The organism is Acidovorax sp. LjRoot66, from assembly GCF_964253305.1.
Classification (GTDB): domain Bacteria; phylum Pseudomonadota; class Gammaproteobacteria; order Burkholderiales; family Burkholderiaceae_C; genus Acidovorax.
The window spans coordinates 119462-136617 of sequence record NZ_CAXUQU020000002.1 but is presented as its reverse complement, the minus strand read 5'-3'; the positions used below and the strand labels follow the sequence as shown (position 1 = coordinate 136617).

The 17156-nt window shown below is 64.9% G+C and carries 13 protein-coding genes and 1 pseudogene; 3 read left to right on the top strand and 11 right to left on the bottom strand.

Translation table 11 applies throughout. From position 1 onward, the window contains the following. The 11 genes from ACSQ3Y_RS32910 to ACSQ3Y_RS32860 form a co-directional block, all read right to left on the bottom strand. Nucleotides 1–1146, bottom strand: a complete 1146-nt coding sequence (locus ACSQ3Y_RS32910) for an acyl-CoA dehydrogenase family protein (RefSeq protein ID WP_436180282.1) — start codon at nucleotides 1144–1146, stop codon at nucleotides 1–3. Continuing rightward, a complete protein-coding gene (locus tag ACSQ3Y_RS32905) occupies nucleotides 1143–3167 on the bottom strand; it encodes an acetyl/propionyl/methylcrotonyl-CoA carboxylase subunit alpha (RefSeq protein WP_436180281.1) in 2025 nt (674 codons plus the stop codon). The genes ACSQ3Y_RS32910 and ACSQ3Y_RS32905 overlap by 4 nt, the downstream gene beginning before the upstream one ends. A 25-nt stretch (nucleotides 3168–3192) precedes the next feature. Continuing rightward, entirely contained in the window at nucleotides 3193–3990 is a 798-nt protein-coding gene (locus ACSQ3Y_RS32900; protein ID WP_069047281.1) for a crotonase/enoyl-CoA hydratase family protein, read from the bottom strand. A gap of 10 nt (nucleotides 3991–4000) precedes the next feature. Beyond that, nucleotides 4001–5596 (bottom strand): acyl-CoA carboxylase subunit beta, encoded by a 1596-nt coding sequence (locus tag ACSQ3Y_RS32895; protein WP_436180280.1) that lies wholly within the window; start codon nucleotides 5594–5596, stop codon nucleotides 4001–4003. A gap of 82 nt (nucleotides 5597–5678) precedes the next feature. After that, nucleotides 5679–5876 (bottom strand): SDR family oxidoreductase, encoded by a 198-nt coding sequence (locus ACSQ3Y_RS32890; protein ID WP_436180279.1) that lies wholly within the window; start codon nucleotides 5874–5876, stop codon nucleotides 5679–5681. Between the two features lie 50 nt (nucleotides 5877–5926). Continuing rightward, the gene (locus tag ACSQ3Y_RS32885) at nucleotides 5927–6040 is read right to left on the bottom strand and encodes a hypothetical protein (protein ID WP_250637255.1); all 114 of its coding nucleotides are present in this window, start codon (nucleotides 6038–6040) and stop codon (nucleotides 5927–5929) included. Nucleotides 6041–6213: 173 nt separating this feature from the next. Next, nucleotides 6214–7203, bottom strand: a complete 990-nt coding sequence (locus ACSQ3Y_RS32880) for a hydroxymethylglutaryl-CoA lyase (RefSeq protein ID WP_436180278.1) — start codon at nucleotides 7201–7203, stop codon at nucleotides 6214–6216. Between the two features lie 18 nt (nucleotides 7204–7221). Beyond that, a complete protein-coding gene (locus ACSQ3Y_RS32875; protein WP_436180487.1) occupies nucleotides 7222–9219 on the bottom strand; it encodes an acetyl/propionyl/methylcrotonyl-CoA carboxylase subunit alpha in 1998 nt (665 codons plus the stop codon). Between the two features lie 66 nt (nucleotides 9220–9285). Beyond that, entirely contained in the window at nucleotides 9286–10893 is a 1608-nt protein-coding gene (locus tag ACSQ3Y_RS32870) for a carboxyl transferase domain-containing protein (protein ID WP_436180277.1), read from the bottom strand. A 40-nt stretch (nucleotides 10894–10933) separates the two neighbouring features. Continuing rightward, nucleotides 10934–11722 carry an enoyl-CoA hydratase/isomerase family protein gene (locus ACSQ3Y_RS32865; protein ID WP_291083349.1) on the bottom strand — a complete coding sequence of 263 codons (789 nt, stop codon included), beginning with the start codon at nucleotides 11720–11722 and terminating at the stop codon, nucleotides 10934–10936. Continuing rightward, the gene (locus tag ACSQ3Y_RS32860; protein ID WP_436180276.1) at nucleotides 11719–12885 is read right to left on the bottom strand and encodes an acyl-CoA dehydrogenase family protein; all 1167 of its coding nucleotides are present in this window, start codon (nucleotides 12883–12885) and stop codon (nucleotides 11719–11721) included. Before ACSQ3Y_RS32860 ends, ACSQ3Y_RS32865 begins: the two co-directional genes overlap by 4 nt. 158 nt (nucleotides 12886–13043) lie before the next feature. On the opposite strand from ACSQ3Y_RS32860, the gene ACSQ3Y_RS32855 reads away from it, so the two are divergent. The 3 genes and pseudogenes from ACSQ3Y_RS32855 (at nucleotide 13044) to ACSQ3Y_RS32845 (ending at nucleotide 17140) form a co-directional block, all read left to right on the top strand. Beyond that, nucleotides 13044–15101, top strand: a complete 2058-nt coding sequence (locus ACSQ3Y_RS32855) for an FAD-dependent oxidoreductase (protein ID WP_436180275.1) — start codon at nucleotides 13044–13046, stop codon at nucleotides 15099–15101. Then, a pseudogene (locus ACSQ3Y_RS32850) lies at nucleotides 15013–15958 on the top strand (enoyl-CoA hydratase/isomerase family protein). Before ACSQ3Y_RS32855 ends, ACSQ3Y_RS32850 begins: the two are co-directional and overlap by 89 nt. 15 nt (nucleotides 15959–15973) lie before the next feature. Then, nucleotides 15974–17140 (top strand): acyl-CoA dehydrogenase family protein, encoded by a 1167-nt coding sequence (locus ACSQ3Y_RS32845; RefSeq protein ID WP_436180274.1) that lies wholly within the window; start codon nucleotides 15974–15976, stop codon nucleotides 17138–17140. The last annotated feature ends 16 nt before the right edge of the window (nucleotides 17141–17156 follow it).

Genomic DNA, 17156 nt, shown 5'->3' with positions numbered 1-17156 from the left:
TCACAACCGTTTCGCCACTTCTTCGAGCATGACCTCGGTGGCACCGCCACCGATGGCCTGGACACGGGCGTCGCGCACCATGCGCTCGATCGGCGTCTCGCGCATATAGCCAGCGCCACCGTGGAACTGCTGACAGTCATAGACCACGTCGTTGAGCAGCTCGCCGCACAGCGCCTTGACCATCGACAGTTCCTTGACGCACTCGCGCCCCTTCGCATCGAGCCAGGCAGCGTGGTAAACCAACTGACGGGCCGCCTCGACCTGCGCTGCCCGCATGGCCAGGCGCTGGCGGATCGCCTGCTTGTCCCACAGCGTGGCGCCGAAGGCCTTGCGCTCGCGCACATAGGCCAGCGTCAGCTCGATCGCACGCGCGGCTTCGCCCATCATCTGCGCACCCAGCACCATGCGCTCGTTCTGGAAATTGCGCATGATCTGGTAGAAGCCCTTGTTCTCTTCGCCCAGCAGATTGGCGGCCGGGATGCGGCAGTCTTCGAACACCAGTTCGGCGGTGTCGCTGCACAGCCAGCCGCTTTTCTTTAACGCGCGCCCGACTCGAAGGCCCGGCGTACCCTTCTCGACGATGAAGATCGAGATACCGCGCGAGCCCTTGGCCGTCGGGTCGGTCTTGGCGGCGACGAAGTACACGTCACCATGCACGCCGTTGGTGATGAACATCTTGCTGCCATTGATAACCCAGTGGTCTCCGTCGCGCACCGCGCGGGTGCGGATGCCAGCCACGTCAGAGCCTGCATCGGGCTCAGTGACCGCCACGGCACAGATCTTCTCGCCGCGGATGATGGCGGGCAGGTAGCGCGCGAGCTGCTCTGGCGTGCCAAAGTTGGCCAGGTGCGGCGAGGCCATGTCGGTGTGCACCATCACCGTCACGGCAAAGCCGCCGTACGTGGAGCGGCCGAGTTCTTCGGCCAGGATCGCGCTGTACACCGTGTCAAGATTCGAGCCGCCGTATTGCTCGGCGTAACGCACGCCGAGGTAGCCGAGCTCACCCATTTTTCTCAGCACCGCACGCGGCACCATGCCTTCCTCTTCCCAGGGCGCTGCCTGTGGCACCACCTCCTGCTCGACAAAGCGGCGCAGGTTGTCCCGGAACTGCCGGTGTTGCTCGTCAAAATAAATCGGCTCGTTCATTGCTTTTCCTCAGATTCCATTGCTTCCATGATCACCAACACATCGCCACCGCGCACCGCGTCACCGACGCGGCAGCGCAACTCGCTGACCCGGCCCGGTGCGGGCGCGCTGAGCGTGTGCACCATCTTCATCGCCTCCATCTGCACCAGCGTGTCGCCCGCGTTCACCGTCATGCCCACACTGATTTGCACCTGCGTCACCAGACCGGGCATGGGCGCGAGCAGGCGATTGCCGCCGCGCTCATCGGCGCCCGCCTCACCCTTGAGTGCGCGCTGCCAGCGATCGAGCCGGCGCCAGGCCCATGTGCCGCTCGGGCCAGAAATCCACAGGCGTTCGCCCTGCTTGGCGTGCTGTTCCAGCGCCAACGTGAAGCGCATCGTCAGGCCGTCGTGCTGCAACGCCAGGGTGTCGCCGGTCAGCGTCGCTCCCAGGTTCAGCTCCAGATCGCCGACGCGCACGCGCCAGCCTTCGCCCAACGGCGATACGCTGGCTTCATGCACGCAGCGCTGCTCGTCTTCGAGCAGCACCTGCGTGCTGCCAGTGCCACTCCCGGCGCCGGTCGCGCGCCAGGCCCCGAGCGACTGCCAGGCCGAGCGCCCGGCCGTCGCCTGTTTGATCAGCACGCCGTGCACGGCGGCAGCCGCGATGGCCAGCCCATCGTCCGTGCGCGGCTGCCAGCCTGTGGGAAAGGCGCGTTCGATGTAATGGGTGCTGAGTACTTGCGCGAAGTGGTCGTGGCGCAGCAGATCGGCCAGAAAACCGAGGTTGCTGTGCACGCCGAGCAGCACCGTGTCGTCCAATGCCGCGGCGAGCCGCCGTGCGGCGGTTGGCCGGTCGTCGGCATGGGCAATCACCTTGGCCAGCATGGAGTCGTAGTAGGGCGTCACCTGACTGCCGCTGCGCACGCCGCTGTCCACCCGGACGCCCTCGCCGCGCGGCTCGCGGTAGTCGATCAGGGCGCCGATCTCGGGCGCAAAACCCGCCGCCGGATTCTCCGCACAGACACGCGCCTCGATCGCGCAGCCGCGCTGCGACAGGTCCGGCTGGGCGAAGCCGAGCGGCTCACCAGTGGCCACCCGCAGCTGCCATTCGACCAAATCGATACCGACCGTCAACTCGGTCACCGGGTGCTCGACCTGCAGCCGGGTGTTCATTTCCAGGAAGAAGGTGTCGCCGCTGCGGCTGTCGTGGATGAACTCGATGGTGCCGGTGCTGTCGTAGCCGATGGCGTGCCCGATCGTCAGCGCGTGCGAAAACAGGGCCTCGCGCACGGCGGGGGGCAGGTGTGGCGCGGGCGCTTCCTCAATCATTTTCTGGTGGTTGCGCTGGATCGAACATTCGCGCTCGAACAAATGGACCAGATGCCCGTGCTTGTCGCCCAGCAACTGCACTTCGAGGTGGCGTGGCTCGTCGAGGTAGCGTTCCAGCAGCACGCGGTCGTCGCTGAACGAAGCCTTCGCTTCGCGTCGCACGGTATCCAGCGCGGCCGAGAAGTCAGCCGCGCTGCGCACCACCCGCATGCCCTTGCCGCCGCCGCCGGCCGAGGCCTTGATCAGCACCGGGTAGCCGATGCCCCCGGCCGCCGCCTGCAAGACCGCAGAGTCCTGGTCGTCGGCGTGGTAACCCGGCACCACCGGCACGCCGGCTCCGAGCGCGATGCGCTTGGATTCGATCTTCGAGCCCATGCGCCGAATCGCTTCGCGCGAGGGGCCCACAAAAATGAGCCCGACGGCTTCGCAGGCGTCAATCAGGGCCAGGCTTTCCGACAAAAAGCCGTAGCCCGGATGGATGGCCTGCGCACCGGCGGCACGCGCCGCGGCCACGATGGCAGCGGCATCAAGGTAGCTGCGCGCGGCCTCCGGTGCTCCGATGCGCACGGCCGTATCGCACAGGGCCACGTGCAGCGCCTCGCGGTCGGCGTCGGAATAGACCGCCACCGTGCGCAAGCCCATGCGGCGCGCGGTGCGGGCGATGCGGCAGGCGATCTCCCCGCGATTGGCAATCAGGAGGGTGTTAAACATCAGTCGCACGCCTTCATGCCAACACTCAGACTTGCCGCCACACCGGCAGCCGCTTGCCAAAAAAGGCTGCAATGCCGTCGCGCCCTTCTTCGGTTTCCCAGGCGTCGGCCAGCTTGTCAGCGGTGTAGATCATGTTGGTGGGCAGATCGTGCGCCTGCACATAGGCCACCAGCTTCTTGGTGGCCGCCACCGCGCCGGGCGCGCACTGCAGCAGGTCGGCGAGTTCGCGTTCAATGGCCGCGTCGAGCTGATCGGCCGCCACCACTTCTGAGAGCAGGCCCAGGCGCTGCGCCTCTGCCGCGCTCATGCGGCGCGCCGTCAGGAAGGTGCGCCGGGCGTTGGCTTCACCCATGCGCGCCACAACGTAGGGCGCGATGTTGGCCGGCAGCAGGCCCAGGCGCACCTCGGTCAGCGAGTAGATGCCGGTATCGACCGCGATCGTGATGTCACAGACCGAGATCATGCCGACGCCGCCGCCATACGCGGGGCCATTGATGCGGCCAATGACGGGCATAGGCAGCTCGTTCAGGGCGCGCAGCATGAGCGCCAGATCGCCGCTTTCGCCCACGCGCTCGGTCCGGCTCTTTTTCATGTTGTCCTGCATCCAGCCCAGGTCACCACCGGCGCAAAAGGTCTTGCCGGTGCCGGTGAGCACCACCGCGCGCACGCCCGGCGCTACGGCCAGCCAATCGACGGCACGGCGCAGCTCGCTGATCAGGGTGGCGTTGAGCGCGTTATGAGTGTCGGGGCGGTTGAGCGTGAGGCGGGCCACGCCGCGCGCGTCGACGACCAGTTGCAGGGTCTCGTAGGTGGGTGTGTTCATAGAGGTTCTCTTACATGCGGTAAACAGGGGTTGCCGTACTCGGCAACGCACGGCGCGCCGCCAGCGCCAGCGCCAGGCCCAGCACGTCGCGCGAGGCCGAGGGTTCGATCAGACCGTCGTCCCACAGCCGGGAGGTGGCGTAATAGGGATCGCTCTGGCGCGCGTACTGCTCGCGTACCTTGCGTTCGATATCCAGCAGCCGCGCCTCATCAGCCGGGCCGCGCAGGTTGGAACGCGACAGCTCGACCATCACGTTGCTGGCAATGTCGGCGCTCATCGTGGCAACTCTGGCACTGGGCCAGGCGAACAGGAATTCGGGCTCAAAGCCGCGGCCGCACATGCCGTAGTTGCCGGCGCCATAAGAGCCGCCAACCACCAACGTGAGCTTGGGCACGCGCGCGCAGGCCATGGCATACACCATCTTGGCGCTGTGCTTGGCAATACCGCCACGCTCGGCCTCGGTGCCAACCATGAAGCCGGGGATGTTCTGCAAAAACAGCAGCGGTACTCCGCGCTGGTTGGCCAGTTCGATGAAATGCGCGCCCTTCAGAGCCGACTCGGCCAGCAGCGCGCCGTTGTTGGCGAGGATGGCGACCGGCTGGCCGTGGATCGCGCCAAAGCCGGTCACCAGCGTATCTCCCCACAACGGTTTGAACTCGCGGAAAGCGCTGCCGTCGAGCAGCCGCGCAATGATTTCGCGCGCGTCGTAGGGCTGTTTGGGGTCGACCGGTACGACGCCATCGAGCTCAATCGGGTCGTAACGTGGTGCGCTGGGCGGCAGCGGCGGAACCATGGGCGGCTCGGGCGGCAGGCTGGCGACGATCTGACGCAGCATGGCCAGCGCCTGATGCTCGTCCTCGGCCAGGTGGTCGCTGACACCGGAGACACGGCTGTGCATCTCCGCGCCGCCCAGGGTTTCGCCGTCGACCACTTCGTTGATCGCGATCTTGACGATGGACGGGCCACCCAGATGAATGCGTGCGTTACCGCGCACCATCACCACTTCGTCCGACAGCGCGGGAATGTAGGCGCCGCCCGCGGTGCAACCGCCGAACACGGCCGAGAGCTGCGGCAGGCCAGCCTGCGACATGCGGCACTGGCGGTGGAAGCTGTTGCCGAAGTGGTCCTTGTCGGGAAACACGCGGTCCTGCTCCGGCAAAAAGGCGCCGCCGCAATCCACCAGGTACAGGCAGGGCAGGCGCAGGCGCTGGGCAATCTCCTGCGCCCGTATGTGTTTTTTGACGGTTTCATGGAAGAACGAGCCGCCCTTGACGGTGGCATCGTTGGCAATGAACATGCAGGGCCGCCCGGCCACCATCCCGACGCCGGTGACGATGCCCGCACCCGGCACCTCGTTGCCATACTGATCCCAGGCCGCCAGCGGCGAGAGTTCCAGGAAGGCGCTACCGTCATCGACGATGAAGTCGATGCGCTCGCGCACCAGCAGCTTGCCGCGCTCGCGGTGGCGCTGGATGTGCGCGTCGCGCCCGCCGGTGGCCACCTCGGCCAGGCGTGCGCGCAGAAGAGCGATCTGGCCCGCGTGGTGTGCAAGGTTGTCGCGGAAGCCCGGACCTTGCACATCGACCAGCGTTTGAATCACGGACATCCTGTTTCGTCCTTTGAAGCGCGGTCAGACCGCGGCGTAGCCACTATCGACCACCAACTCGGCACCCATGACGGTGGACGACTCATCGGAGGCCCCGGAACAGCATCACCGCCGACACTTCCTGATGCTGAACCGCCCGCCCAATTGGAGTGGTGCCGAGCAGCGATTTGTGATCAGCCGGATTGCTCAACAAGTCCTTGGTCATCGGCGTCTCGATGGCGCCAAGGCGAACCGAATTGACACGAATATTGAAAGGGGCGAGATAGGGCGCGCTGGCCATACTGAACAGCCGTACCTCGCCCTTGGAAGCCCCATAGGCACAGGGTGCGCCTAACGGCCGTAGATAGACAGGATGTTGATGATCGAGCCACCACCTGCCTGCTTCATCGTCGGCACCCCCGTCCGCGTGCCGAAAAAGGGGTAGCGCACGTTGACGTTGAACATGCGGTCCCACTCCGCCGCGCTGACGAACGCCCGCCGCGACGGTTTCGCCAATCCCGGCGTTCATGTCCGCAACAGGCAGCTCGCAGTGGACCTGGCCCATGCCCATCGCACTGCCCGTCACCAGAATGACCTTGTCCTGTACTCGACCAATGACCTTCTCCTTGTCATGTGATTCAGCGCACCGCCCCACAAATCTCTTGCATTCGCTGGCCGGCGCGAAATCCCTTGAGCGAGCCGCTGTGCATCACATGGCCCGACAGGGTGCGGCCGATGACGCGTTCGGCCAGAAGGGACGCCTCGATCAGCGCCTCTAAATCGATGCCGGTCTCGATGCCCAGTTCCTGGCACATGAACACCATGTCTTCGGTGCAGATATTGCCGGCCGCGCCACCGTGCGTGTGACCCGCGAACGGACAGCCGCCCAGACCGGCGACCGAACTGTCGAACAGCCGCACGCCCATTTGCAAGGCGGCATAAACGTTGGCACCGCCGACGCCGCGCGTGTCGTGCAGGTGCAGGCCGATCTGAGCCTCCGGCACGATCGCGCGCACCGCGCCGACGCGGCGCTTGATCTCCTCGGGATTTGCCCAGCCCATGGTGTCGGCCAAGTAGACCGCCGGCAGCGGCACACGCCGGTCGGCGCAGGCATCGACCAGCCAGCGGACCTGAGCGGTGAGGACCGACAGCGGCACGGCGCCACCGAGATTGCAGCCAAAGGCCGTGATCACGTAGGCCTTTTCCACCGGAATGCCCAGGGCGATGTAGCGGTCCAGCCAGCCGAGCTGGCGTTCACGCATCTCGGCCACGCTGCAATTGTTGTTGCGCTGTGAAAACGGCTCGGTTGTGTAGAACATCAGCTTGCCGTCCAGATCCACCTGTTCACAGGCGCGCGCCCGCTCGAAGCCGTTGTCGTTGAGCCAAAGCGCCGTGTAGCGGGTTCCAGGGCGCTTGATGATGGCGGCGAACAATTCGGACGTGTCGGCCATCTGCGGCACCGCGCGCGCACTGACAAAGGACGCAACCTGGATCTGCCTCAGACCCGAGAGGCTCAAAGCGTCAATCAGCGCGGCGCGGTCCGCCCGCGGATAGGTTTTTGGCTCCATCTGGAAGCCCTCGCGCGGGCCCTCCTCATGGAACTCGACGGAGGCAGGCAAGTTGCTCATCGCTTGTACCTCCTTCGATCAAGCCGGGCTGACTTCGGCCAGCACCTGGTGGCGCTCAACCATGTCGCCAACCCGGCAGCGCAGGCTGCTCAGGCTGCCTTCGAACGGCGCCGTGACGTGCAACTCCATCTTCATCGATTCGAGCACGATCACGGTCTGGCCGATGGCAACCTTCTCACCGACCACCGACTTGACCGCCACCACCTTGCCCATCATCGGCGCGACCAGTTGCCCGCTGGCGGCAGCGTCACCGGCGCCCCCCCCCAGATAGGGTCGTGCCGTGAACAAGCTGCTGCCCAACGCACTGGCGAGTTCGGTCTGCCGGGCGTCGCCCCGGATCGTCAGTTCCAGCGCCCGCCCGCCACATTGCAGCAGGAAGCGTCCGGCCGCGAGCGGCTGGAGCGTGGCGCTCACCTGCTGTTCGCCAATGACCAGCGCACTGCTGCCCTGGTCATCGCGCATCGAAAACCGCACTGGCCACTCCGCCGCGCCCGCCTTCAACACAAGGACCGGCTGGGGTGCGGCCTGAATCGGCCCACTGCTCAGGCGCCAGCCCGTGAAACCGTCCCAGAGGGTCCAGCAGCCCAGCGCGGACGACTCGGCACGCCGTTGCGCCAGCCAGTGCAGCGCGGCAGCAGCCAGATGCTCAAGAGGCGGCGCGGCGGGAGCCACCACGCCGCGCTGCGCGTGGCGCTCGTCGATCAGGCGGGTGTGAAATGTGGCATCGCGGGTCTCCGGCCATTCCAGCAGTTCATGCAGAAATTCCAGGTTGGTGACCAGGCCGATCACCGTGCTTTCGCGTAATCCGGCCACCAGCGCCCGGCGCGCCGACTCGCGGTCGGGCCCGTGCGCGATGAGCTTGGCGATCATTGAGTCGTAGTGCGGCGAGATTTCGTCGCCGCTGTCTACCCCGGACTCAATGCGCACGCCCGCGCGCGAAAAATCGACCACCTGCAGCCGCCCGGTGGCCGGTAAAAATCCCGCAGCGGCGTCTTCAGCGCACAGCCTGGCCTCGAAGGCGTGACCGGTGCACCGCACGTCGGCTTGCGCCAGCGGCAGGCTGTCGGTGTCGGCAATGCGCAGTTGCAGTTCGACCAGATCGAGGCCAGTGACTTCTTCGGTCACCGGGTGTTCGACCTGCAGGCGCGGATTGACCTCCAGGAAATAATGTTCCTCGCCCGTGACGACAAACTCCACCGTGCCCAGGCCGCGGTAATTCACGCCAGAGGCCAGCTTGACCGCATCGGCCAGGATAGCTTCACGCAGACGCGGGCTGAGACCGCTTGACGGCGCTTCTTCAATCACTTTTTGATGGCGCCGCTGCAAGGTGCACTCGCGCTCGAACAGGTGGATGGCGTGGCCCTGGCCATCACCGGCCACCTGCACCTCCAGGTGGCGCACATGCGGCAGGTAGCGCTCGACGATCAGTTCGCCGTTGCCGAAGGCTTTTTCGGCCTCGCGCATGGCACTCTCGATGCGCGACTCCAGCCCCTCCAGCGTCTCGACCACCGCCATGCCACGGCCACCGCCACCAGCCACGGCCTTGAGCAGCACGGGCAGCTTCATACCGCGCACCAGATTCAACACCTCGGCTGGGTCGGTCATGCCGCTTTCGCTGCCGGGAATGACCGGCACGCCGAGGCGGACTGCCTCGCGCTTGGCACTGGCTTTGCCGCCGACGCGCTCAATGGTGTCGGCCCGGGGTCCAATGAAGGTCAAGCCAGCCGCATCCAGTGCGCGCACAAAGGCCGGATTTTCCGAGACAAAACCATAGCCCGGATGAACGGCGTCGGCGCCCACACGCCGGGCCGCCGCGATGATGGCATCGATGTTCAGATAACTCTCGCTGGGCGCTGCACCCCCGAGTTCGACCGATTCACCGATCTCACGCACATGGCGGGAAAACCGGTCGGCACAGGAGTGCACGGTGGCCACTTCCAGGCCGAGCTTGCGGCAGGTGCGAGCAATGCGGCAGGCGATTTCGCCGCGGTTGGCAATGAGGACTTTCTTAAGCATGCCCAACTCCTGCGGCGAAGTGGGTCATCAATACGGTGTGGATGCGTTGCATGGCTGGCGTCCTTGTTAAAAACGGAAGACACCGAACGGCGTCGGTTTGGCGGCAGTACGGGATGCGAGGTCGAGCAGCAGTCCCATGGCGTCGCGTGTTTCCACCGGATCGATGATGCCGTCCACCCACAAATTCGAGGAGAAGTTCGCAGCAGGCTGGAAGTCTTCGTAAATCTTGCGAACCGGCGCCTTGAACGCCTCTTCTTCCTCGGGCGTCCACTCTTTTCCCTCGGTCTTGTTGATCTGTTTGCGCACCAGCGCCATCACTGTGGCGGCCTGATCCGGACCCATGATGGCCGCGCGACCGGTCGGCCAAGCAAACATCGCGGTCGGGTTGAACGGGCGGCCACACATCGCCAGGTAGCCGGCGCCGTAAGAGGCGCCCATGATGATGGTGTACTTGGGCACGTTGGCCGAGGCCATCGCCGTAATCATCTTGGCCCCGGCTTTGGCAATGCCAGCCTGCTCGGCGGCGCGCCCGACCATGAAGCCGGTCACGTCGGCCATGAACAGCAGCGGGATGTCTCGCTGGCAGCACAGATCGATGAAGTGCGCCGCCTTCATCGCGCTTTCCGGGAACAGCACGCCCTGGTTGGCCAGGATGCCAACCTCGTGGCCATGGATGCGCGCAAAGCCGGTCAGCAGGGTGTCGCCGTACATAGGCTTGAATTCCTGGAACCGGCTGTCATCGACGAAACGCGCCAGAATCTCGCGCGTGTCGGTCGGGATTTTGGTGTCGCGGCTGATGATGCCGTAAATCTCGCGAGGATCGAAGCGCGGAGGCACCGACGGCTGACGCGTCCAGCGTGGCTTGGGCTGCTCACCCAGGTCCCGTACGATTTCACGCGTGATGGCCAGCGCGTGGCGGTCATCTTCGGCAATATGATCAGTGACACCGCTGACGCTGCAGTGCATCTTGGCGCCGCCCAGCGACTCTGCATCCACCGTCTCGCCGGTGGCGGCAAAGGTCAACTCGGGGCCACCGAGGTACATAAAGCCTTGTTCCTTGACAATCACCGCCTCGTCGCACAGCGCCGGGATGTAGGCGCCACCCGCCGTGCAAGGCCCCATCACCACGGCAATCTGCTGGATACCCTCGGCCGACATGCGTACCTGGTTGTTGAAAATGCTGCCGAACTGCCCCACATCGGGAAAGATGTTGGCCATCTCCGGCAGGAAGGCGCCACCGCTGTCCACCAGCGTGATGCAGGGCAAGCGGTGTGCCCAGGCAATTTGCTGCGCCCGCACATGCTTCTTGCAGGTCATGCCGTAGTAGGTGCCACCCTTTACGGTGGCGTCGTTGGCAATGATCATGCACGGACGGCCCTGCACCAGACCGATGCCCGTGATGATGCTGGCACCAGGCGGCACGCCGTCGTACATGTCCTCGCCAGCCAGCATGCCGACCTCCAGGAAAGGCGATCCCGGATCGAGCAGCACCTCGACGCGATGGCGCGGCAGGATCTTGTTGCGCGCCAGGTGTTTTTCCCGCGCTTTCAGAGGGCCACCGGCCAGCGCCAATTGGCGACGACTCTGCAGGTCCGCAATCACGGCCTGGTAGGCTTTTTGGTTGAGCCGAAATTCGTCGTCGGAAGTCGATATGCGGGAGGAGAGGATGGTCATATGTGATTGCGCCTATTCGCGAGACAAAGCATTCAGCTTCTCAGGCCTTGAACACCGGTGTACGGCGCGCCTCGAAGGCCGCCAGACCTTCGCTGACGTCGTCATCGAGCAGAGCCGCGCTGGCCAGGTCTTCCTCAAGCTGGAGACCGACCTCCGACGAACCCTCCATGCCTTGCCGTGCCAAACGTTTCATGGTGGCCATGCCGATGCGGCTGCGCGTGGCGATCTTGCTGCAATACGCCAGCGCCGCTTCACCCAACTGCTCAGGCTCGACCACATAGTTCACCAGCCCCCACTGCTCGGCGGTGGCGGCATCGATCCAGCGCGCCGAAAAGAACAGATCCAGGCCACGGCGCAGACCCGCAATGCGTGGCATGCGCTGGCTGCCGCCCCAACCGGGAATCAGGCCGAACTGGGCATGCTGGTCGCCAAAGCGCGCGTCCTTGGCCGCAAAGATGATGTCGCAGGCCAGCATCAGTTCGCTGCCACCGGCCAGGGTCAGCCCCTGGCAGGCCGCCACCACCGGCAAATCGCTGCGTTCCAGGCGCTTGAGCACGCTGTGACCATAGCTGATGAAGTGCTTGAGCCTGGCTGGATCGCCACGCAGCGACTTCACCTCATCCAGGTCGGCGCCGGTGCAGAAGTGCTTGCCTTGCGCCCGGATCAGAATGGCGCGCACACCGGAGTCGGGTTTCTCGAACCCGTCGATGGCGGCCTCAATGGCCGCATGAACGGACATCGACAGGCAATTGAATTTTTCGGGGCGGGCTAACTCTATAATTCCAACGGCGCCGGCACGGCTGATCTCCACTGGGGATGTCTGAATCATTTCTTGCTCTCCTTGGCGTACTGCACGGCGGCGCGGCCCACGCGCTCGCGAGCAACGATCAACTTCATGATCTGCGCCGTGCCGTCGCCGATTTCCAAGCCCATCACATCGCGCAGGCGCTGCTGGTGGGGCAGGTCCATCGACCAGCCGTAGTGCCCAAAGGTCAGCAGGCATTGGTGGATCGCGTCGAAAGAAGTCTTGGGGCCCATCCACTTGACCATGGCCGCTTCCGCGGTGTGCGGCTGGCCGGCGTCGCGCAAGGCCAGGCCGTGGTAGCAGAGCTGGCGGCAGGCCGCAATCAGGGTCTCAAACTCGACAATTGGAAAGCTCACGCCCTGGTACTGCGCCAGCGGCGCGCCAAAGGTCTGGCGCTCCTTTACGTATTCCCAAGTTTCGTCGATCGACGCCTGTGCGGCGGCTACGCATTGCAGTGCGATCAGAATGCGACTGAAGTCGAAGCCCCGCATCACCTGCGTGAAGCCTTTTCCTTCGTCGCCCAGCCGGTTCTCGACCGGCACCCGCACATCGTCGAAAAAAACCGAGCCACGGCCGACGATCTTGCTGCCAACATCGTTGAATCGCGTGCGTTGCACGCCGGGCTGATTCAGATCGACCAAGAAGGCACTGATACCGCGCGCGACATCCTCGGGCTTTCCGGTGCGCGCGAACAGCACCATGGCATCGGCCTGGTCGGCAAAGGTGATCGAGGTTTTCTCGCCGGAAAGCACGTACTCGTCGCCCACGCGACGCGCCTTGAGTTGCAAATTGGCGGCATCCGAGCCGCCCCGTGGTTCGGTCAGCCCCAGCGCAACGATGGCCTCCCCCGCCACGATCCGGCAGTTCCAGTTGCGCGCCAATTCGGGGGACGCATTGGCATGAATGATGGCGCCCATCAGCGAACTGAGTAACTGCATGTAGCTGACGTTGAAGTCTCCATAGGCGATCTCCTCGGTGATGAGGCCAGCCGTGACACCACTCAAGCCCAAACCGCCATATTCCTCGGGCAGATCAACACCGATCAGACCGAGTGAACCCATTTCCTTGAACAACGCCCGGTCGATGCCAGGTTGCGATTCGCGTTTCTGGTAATCGGGCCTGAGCTTCTCTCGTGCAAAGCGGCGCGCCACGTCACGCAGCGCAATCTGGTCATCGTCGAACATCATGGGTAAATCTCCTGACTGACTGTTGTCTAAATCGCCGCCTGCATCACACCGTCAATCCGGACGAAGAATTTGGGGTGCTCGCCAATTGCATGGCTAGTCGTCGTCGCATGATATCATCGAACAGGTGTTAGTTAGATTTTTTTAAAGAGGCGTTCCCCATGTCCACCGAAGCCACTGTTTTCTTTCCGACGCTACTCTCCGTCCTGAAGGTAGGCGCGCACACCCTTCGCAACCGAACGCTGATGGGATCGATGCACACACGTCTGGAGTCGCTGGACCGGTCGATCGACCGGCTGTCCCTGTTCTATGCCGAGCGCGCACGCGGTGGCGCTGGCCTGATCGTCACGGGCGGCTATGCCCCCTGCCAGGATGGCCTGCTGGATGAAACCGGTCCCCTGCTGGTCACGACGGCACAAGCCGATGCGCTCAGACCGATCCCGCAGGCGGTGCATGCCGAGGACGGCAAGATCATTCTGCAAATCCTGCACACCGGGCGCTACGCAAAAATCGCCAGACCCGTGGGCGCCTCCGACATCCCCTCCCCGATCAACCCGCGCGCGCCGCGCGCCTTGAGCACGGCCGAAGTCTGGCAAACGGTGGAGGACTATGTCCGCTGCGCCGAACTCGCGCAACGCGCCGGCTTCGATGGCGTCGAGATCATGGGCTCGGAGGGCTACCTGCTCAACCAGTTCACCGTCACGCGCACGAACAACCGCAGCGACGAATTTGGCGGCAGCATGGAAAGTCGCCACCGCCTGCCGGTGGAGATCGTGCGACGCACGCGCGAGCGCCTGGGGCCTCCGTTTCTGCTCATGTATCGGGTGTCGGCGCTCGATCTGGTCGAGGGCGGCGCCCCGTCTGACGACATCATCCAGCTCGCCCAGGCGGTGCAGGCCGCAGGCGCCGACATCCTCAACACCGGCATCGGCTGGCACGAAGCACGGATCCCGACCATTGCCTACGTGGTGCCGCGTGCCGCCTGGCGCTTTGCGGCGGCCCGCATCAAGAAAGCGGTGACGATTCCGGTCATCGTTTCCAACCGCATCAACACGCCGGAAGTGGCCGAAGAAATCTTGGCCAGCGGTGACGCCGACATGGTGTCGATGGCGCGCCCCTTCCTGGCCGATGCCGACTTCGTGCGCAAGGCGGCGCAGGGGCGCGCCGACGAGATCAACACCTGCATCGCCTGCAACCAGGCCTGTCTGGACTACATCTTCGCCGACCGCCCCGCCACCTGCCTGGTCAATCCACGCGCCGGCCGCGAGCTGGAGTTTTCGCTCTTGCCGCGAGGGGCCGTGCCGCGCAAAGTGGCGGTGATCGGCGCCGGCGCGGCCGGGCTGGCCTGCGCGCTGACCGCGGCCGAACGCGGTCATGCGGTCACCCTGTTCGAGGCCGGACCCGAGATCGGCGGCCAGTTGAACCTGGCCCGGGCCGTGCCAGGCAAGCAGGAGTTCAATGAACTGCTTCGCTACTTCAAGCAGGGCGTGGCGCGGCACGGTGTGACGCTCAAGCTCAACAACCGAGCGGACGCCCCCTCTCTCGCTGCCGGTCACTACGACCGCATCGTGATCGCCGCTGGCGTGCGCCCGCGCCTGCCGCAAATCCCGGGCGTCACCCACCCCAAGGTGGTGAGCTATGCCGACCTGCTGTCGGGCCGGACGCAGGCGGGCCACCGGGTCGCGGTCATCGGTGCCGGGGGCATCGGCTTCGACGTGTCGACCTTCCTGCTGCATGACGAGCATGCGGGTAAGGCGACCAACGCGCCCCAGGCGGTCGAGCAGTTTCACGCTGAATGGGGTGTCGACACCTCGCCCTCAGCCGCTGGCGGCCTGAAACCGATGCAGCCGGTCAGCTCGCCACGCGAAGTTACCCTGTTGCAGCGCAAGCCGGAAAAACCCGGACGCAGCCTGGGCATGACCACCGGCTGGGCGCTCAAGGCCGAGTTGGCGCGGCGCGGCCTGCGCACGCTCTCGGGCTGCACCTATGAACGCATCGACGATGCCGGCCTGCACCTGAGCATCAACGGCATGCCGCAAACGCTGGCCGTGGACACCATCGTCCTGTGCGCCGGCCAGGACAGCGAGAACGCACTGGTTGCCGAACTGCGCGCGCTCGGCCTAGCGCCCGATGTCATCGGCGGTGCCGAGCTGGCCGCCGAACTCGACGCCTTGCGCGCCATTGACCAGGGCACACGTCTCGGTCTGGCGATCATCTGAAACCACTTCATTTCGAATGCGACAACACCGCATTCTCGCGCCGGGTTCAAAACTGGAGCAACTGATGGAAGAACAAACTGCTGACAACGTACGTTGGAGTGTGGCCGGGGACATTGGCCGGATCGTGCTCGACCGCAGCGACGGCCCTCACACGATCTCACTCGCGTCCACTGCTGCACTGGCCCGCGCAGTTGCCGAGATTGCCGCAGCAAAGCCGCGGGTCGTATTGCTGACCGGCAGCGGAACGATATTCTGCGCCGGCGGGGATATCGCCGAGAAGCGCCAACACGCTGGAACGCTCGACGTCTATATTGACGAGCTCGTGGGCATCGTGCACCCGGCGCTACTGCGAATGTCGGAACTGCCGGTGCCGGTGGTGACAGCCATCAACGGCCAGGTCGGCGGTGGCGGCATCGGCTGGGCACTTTGCGGCGACTTCGCTCTGGCGGCAGCATCAATGAAGCTGCGCACAGGGTACGCAGCCATCGGCTTGTCCCCTGACATGGGCGCATCTCACTTCATCACCCGACGCATCGGCTCGCTGCGCGCGCCAGCTTCTCATGCTCAGTGACCCCATCGACGCTCGCCGATGCCCCGACTTCGGCTTGGTGGACGAAGTCGTGCCTGACGCCGAGTTGGGCGCTCGCGCCCAAACCCTGTGCGAACGACTGGCCCGTGCGCCCACCGCCTCGATGGCTGGCATCAAGCAGCTGTGCGAAGGCGCCGCGCGACGCAACCTGCACGAGCAAATGGCGCTCGAGAAGTCTCTGATTGAAGCTCGCGCCCGAAGTAGCGATGCAAGTGAAGGCGTGCAGGCCTTTCTGGAAAAGCGCGCCCCACATTTCAGCGGGCGTTGAACAGCGTTCTCATCCATGAATTTCACACCCAACCCAGAACACGAAACCATCCGCGAAGCGATCGGCAAAATCTGCGCCCGCTTCGACGACAGCTACTGGCTCGAACGCGACAAGGTTGGCGGCTTTCCGCACGAGCTGCACCGCGCCCTGGCCGACGGCGGCTGGCTCGGTGTTTGCCTGCCGCAGGAATATGGCGGCGGCGGCCTGGGCATCAGTGAAGCGACCGTGATGATGCAGGCCATCTCGCAGTCGGGTGCCGGACTGTCTGGCGCATCGGCCGTGCACATGAATATTTTCGGTTTGCAGCCCGTGGCCGTGTTTGGCAACGAGGAGCAAAAACGCCGCATGCTGCCTCCGCTGATCCAGGGCAAGGAGAAAGCCTGCTTCGCCGTCACCGAACCCAACACCGGCCTGAACACCACCCGCCTGAAAACCCGTGCCGAGCGGGTTGGCGACCACTATGTGCTGTCCGGCCAAAAGGTCTGGATATCGACCGCCCAGGTGGCCGAGAAGATGCTCATTCTGGCGCGCACCACGCCGATCGAGGACTGCAAGAAACCGACCTTCGGCCTGAGCCTGTTCTACACCGACCTCGACCGCCGTTTTGTCGAGGTGCGCGAAATCGAAAAGATGGGGCGCAAGGCGGTCGACTCGAACGAACTCTTCATCGACGGCCTGCGGGTGCCGGTGGAGGACCGCATCGGCGAAGAGGGCCGCGGCTTTGAGTACATCCTGCATGGCATGAACCCGGAGCGGGTGCTGATCGCGGGCGAGGCGATCGGCCTCGGTCGGGCGGCGCTGCAGGTGGCCGTCAACTACGCCCGCGAGCGCGTGGTCTTTGACAGGCCTATCGGGCAGAACCAGTCGATCCAGCATCCGCTGGCGCAATCATGGATGGAGCTGGAAGCCGCCGAAATGATGGCGATGCGCGCGGCCTGGAAATACGACAACGGCCTGCCCTGCGGCGCCGATGCCAATGCCGCCAAGTACATGGCGGCCGAGGCTGGTTTCAACGCCTGCCAGCGCGCCATGGCCACGCTGGGCGGCTATGGCTACGCCAAGGAATACCACGTCGAACGCTACCTGCGCGAGATCATGATTCCGCGCATCGCGCCGATCAGCCCGCAACTCATCCTGTGCTTCATCGCCGAGAAGGTGCTGGGGCTGCCCAAATCCTATTGACATTCACGACCAGCAC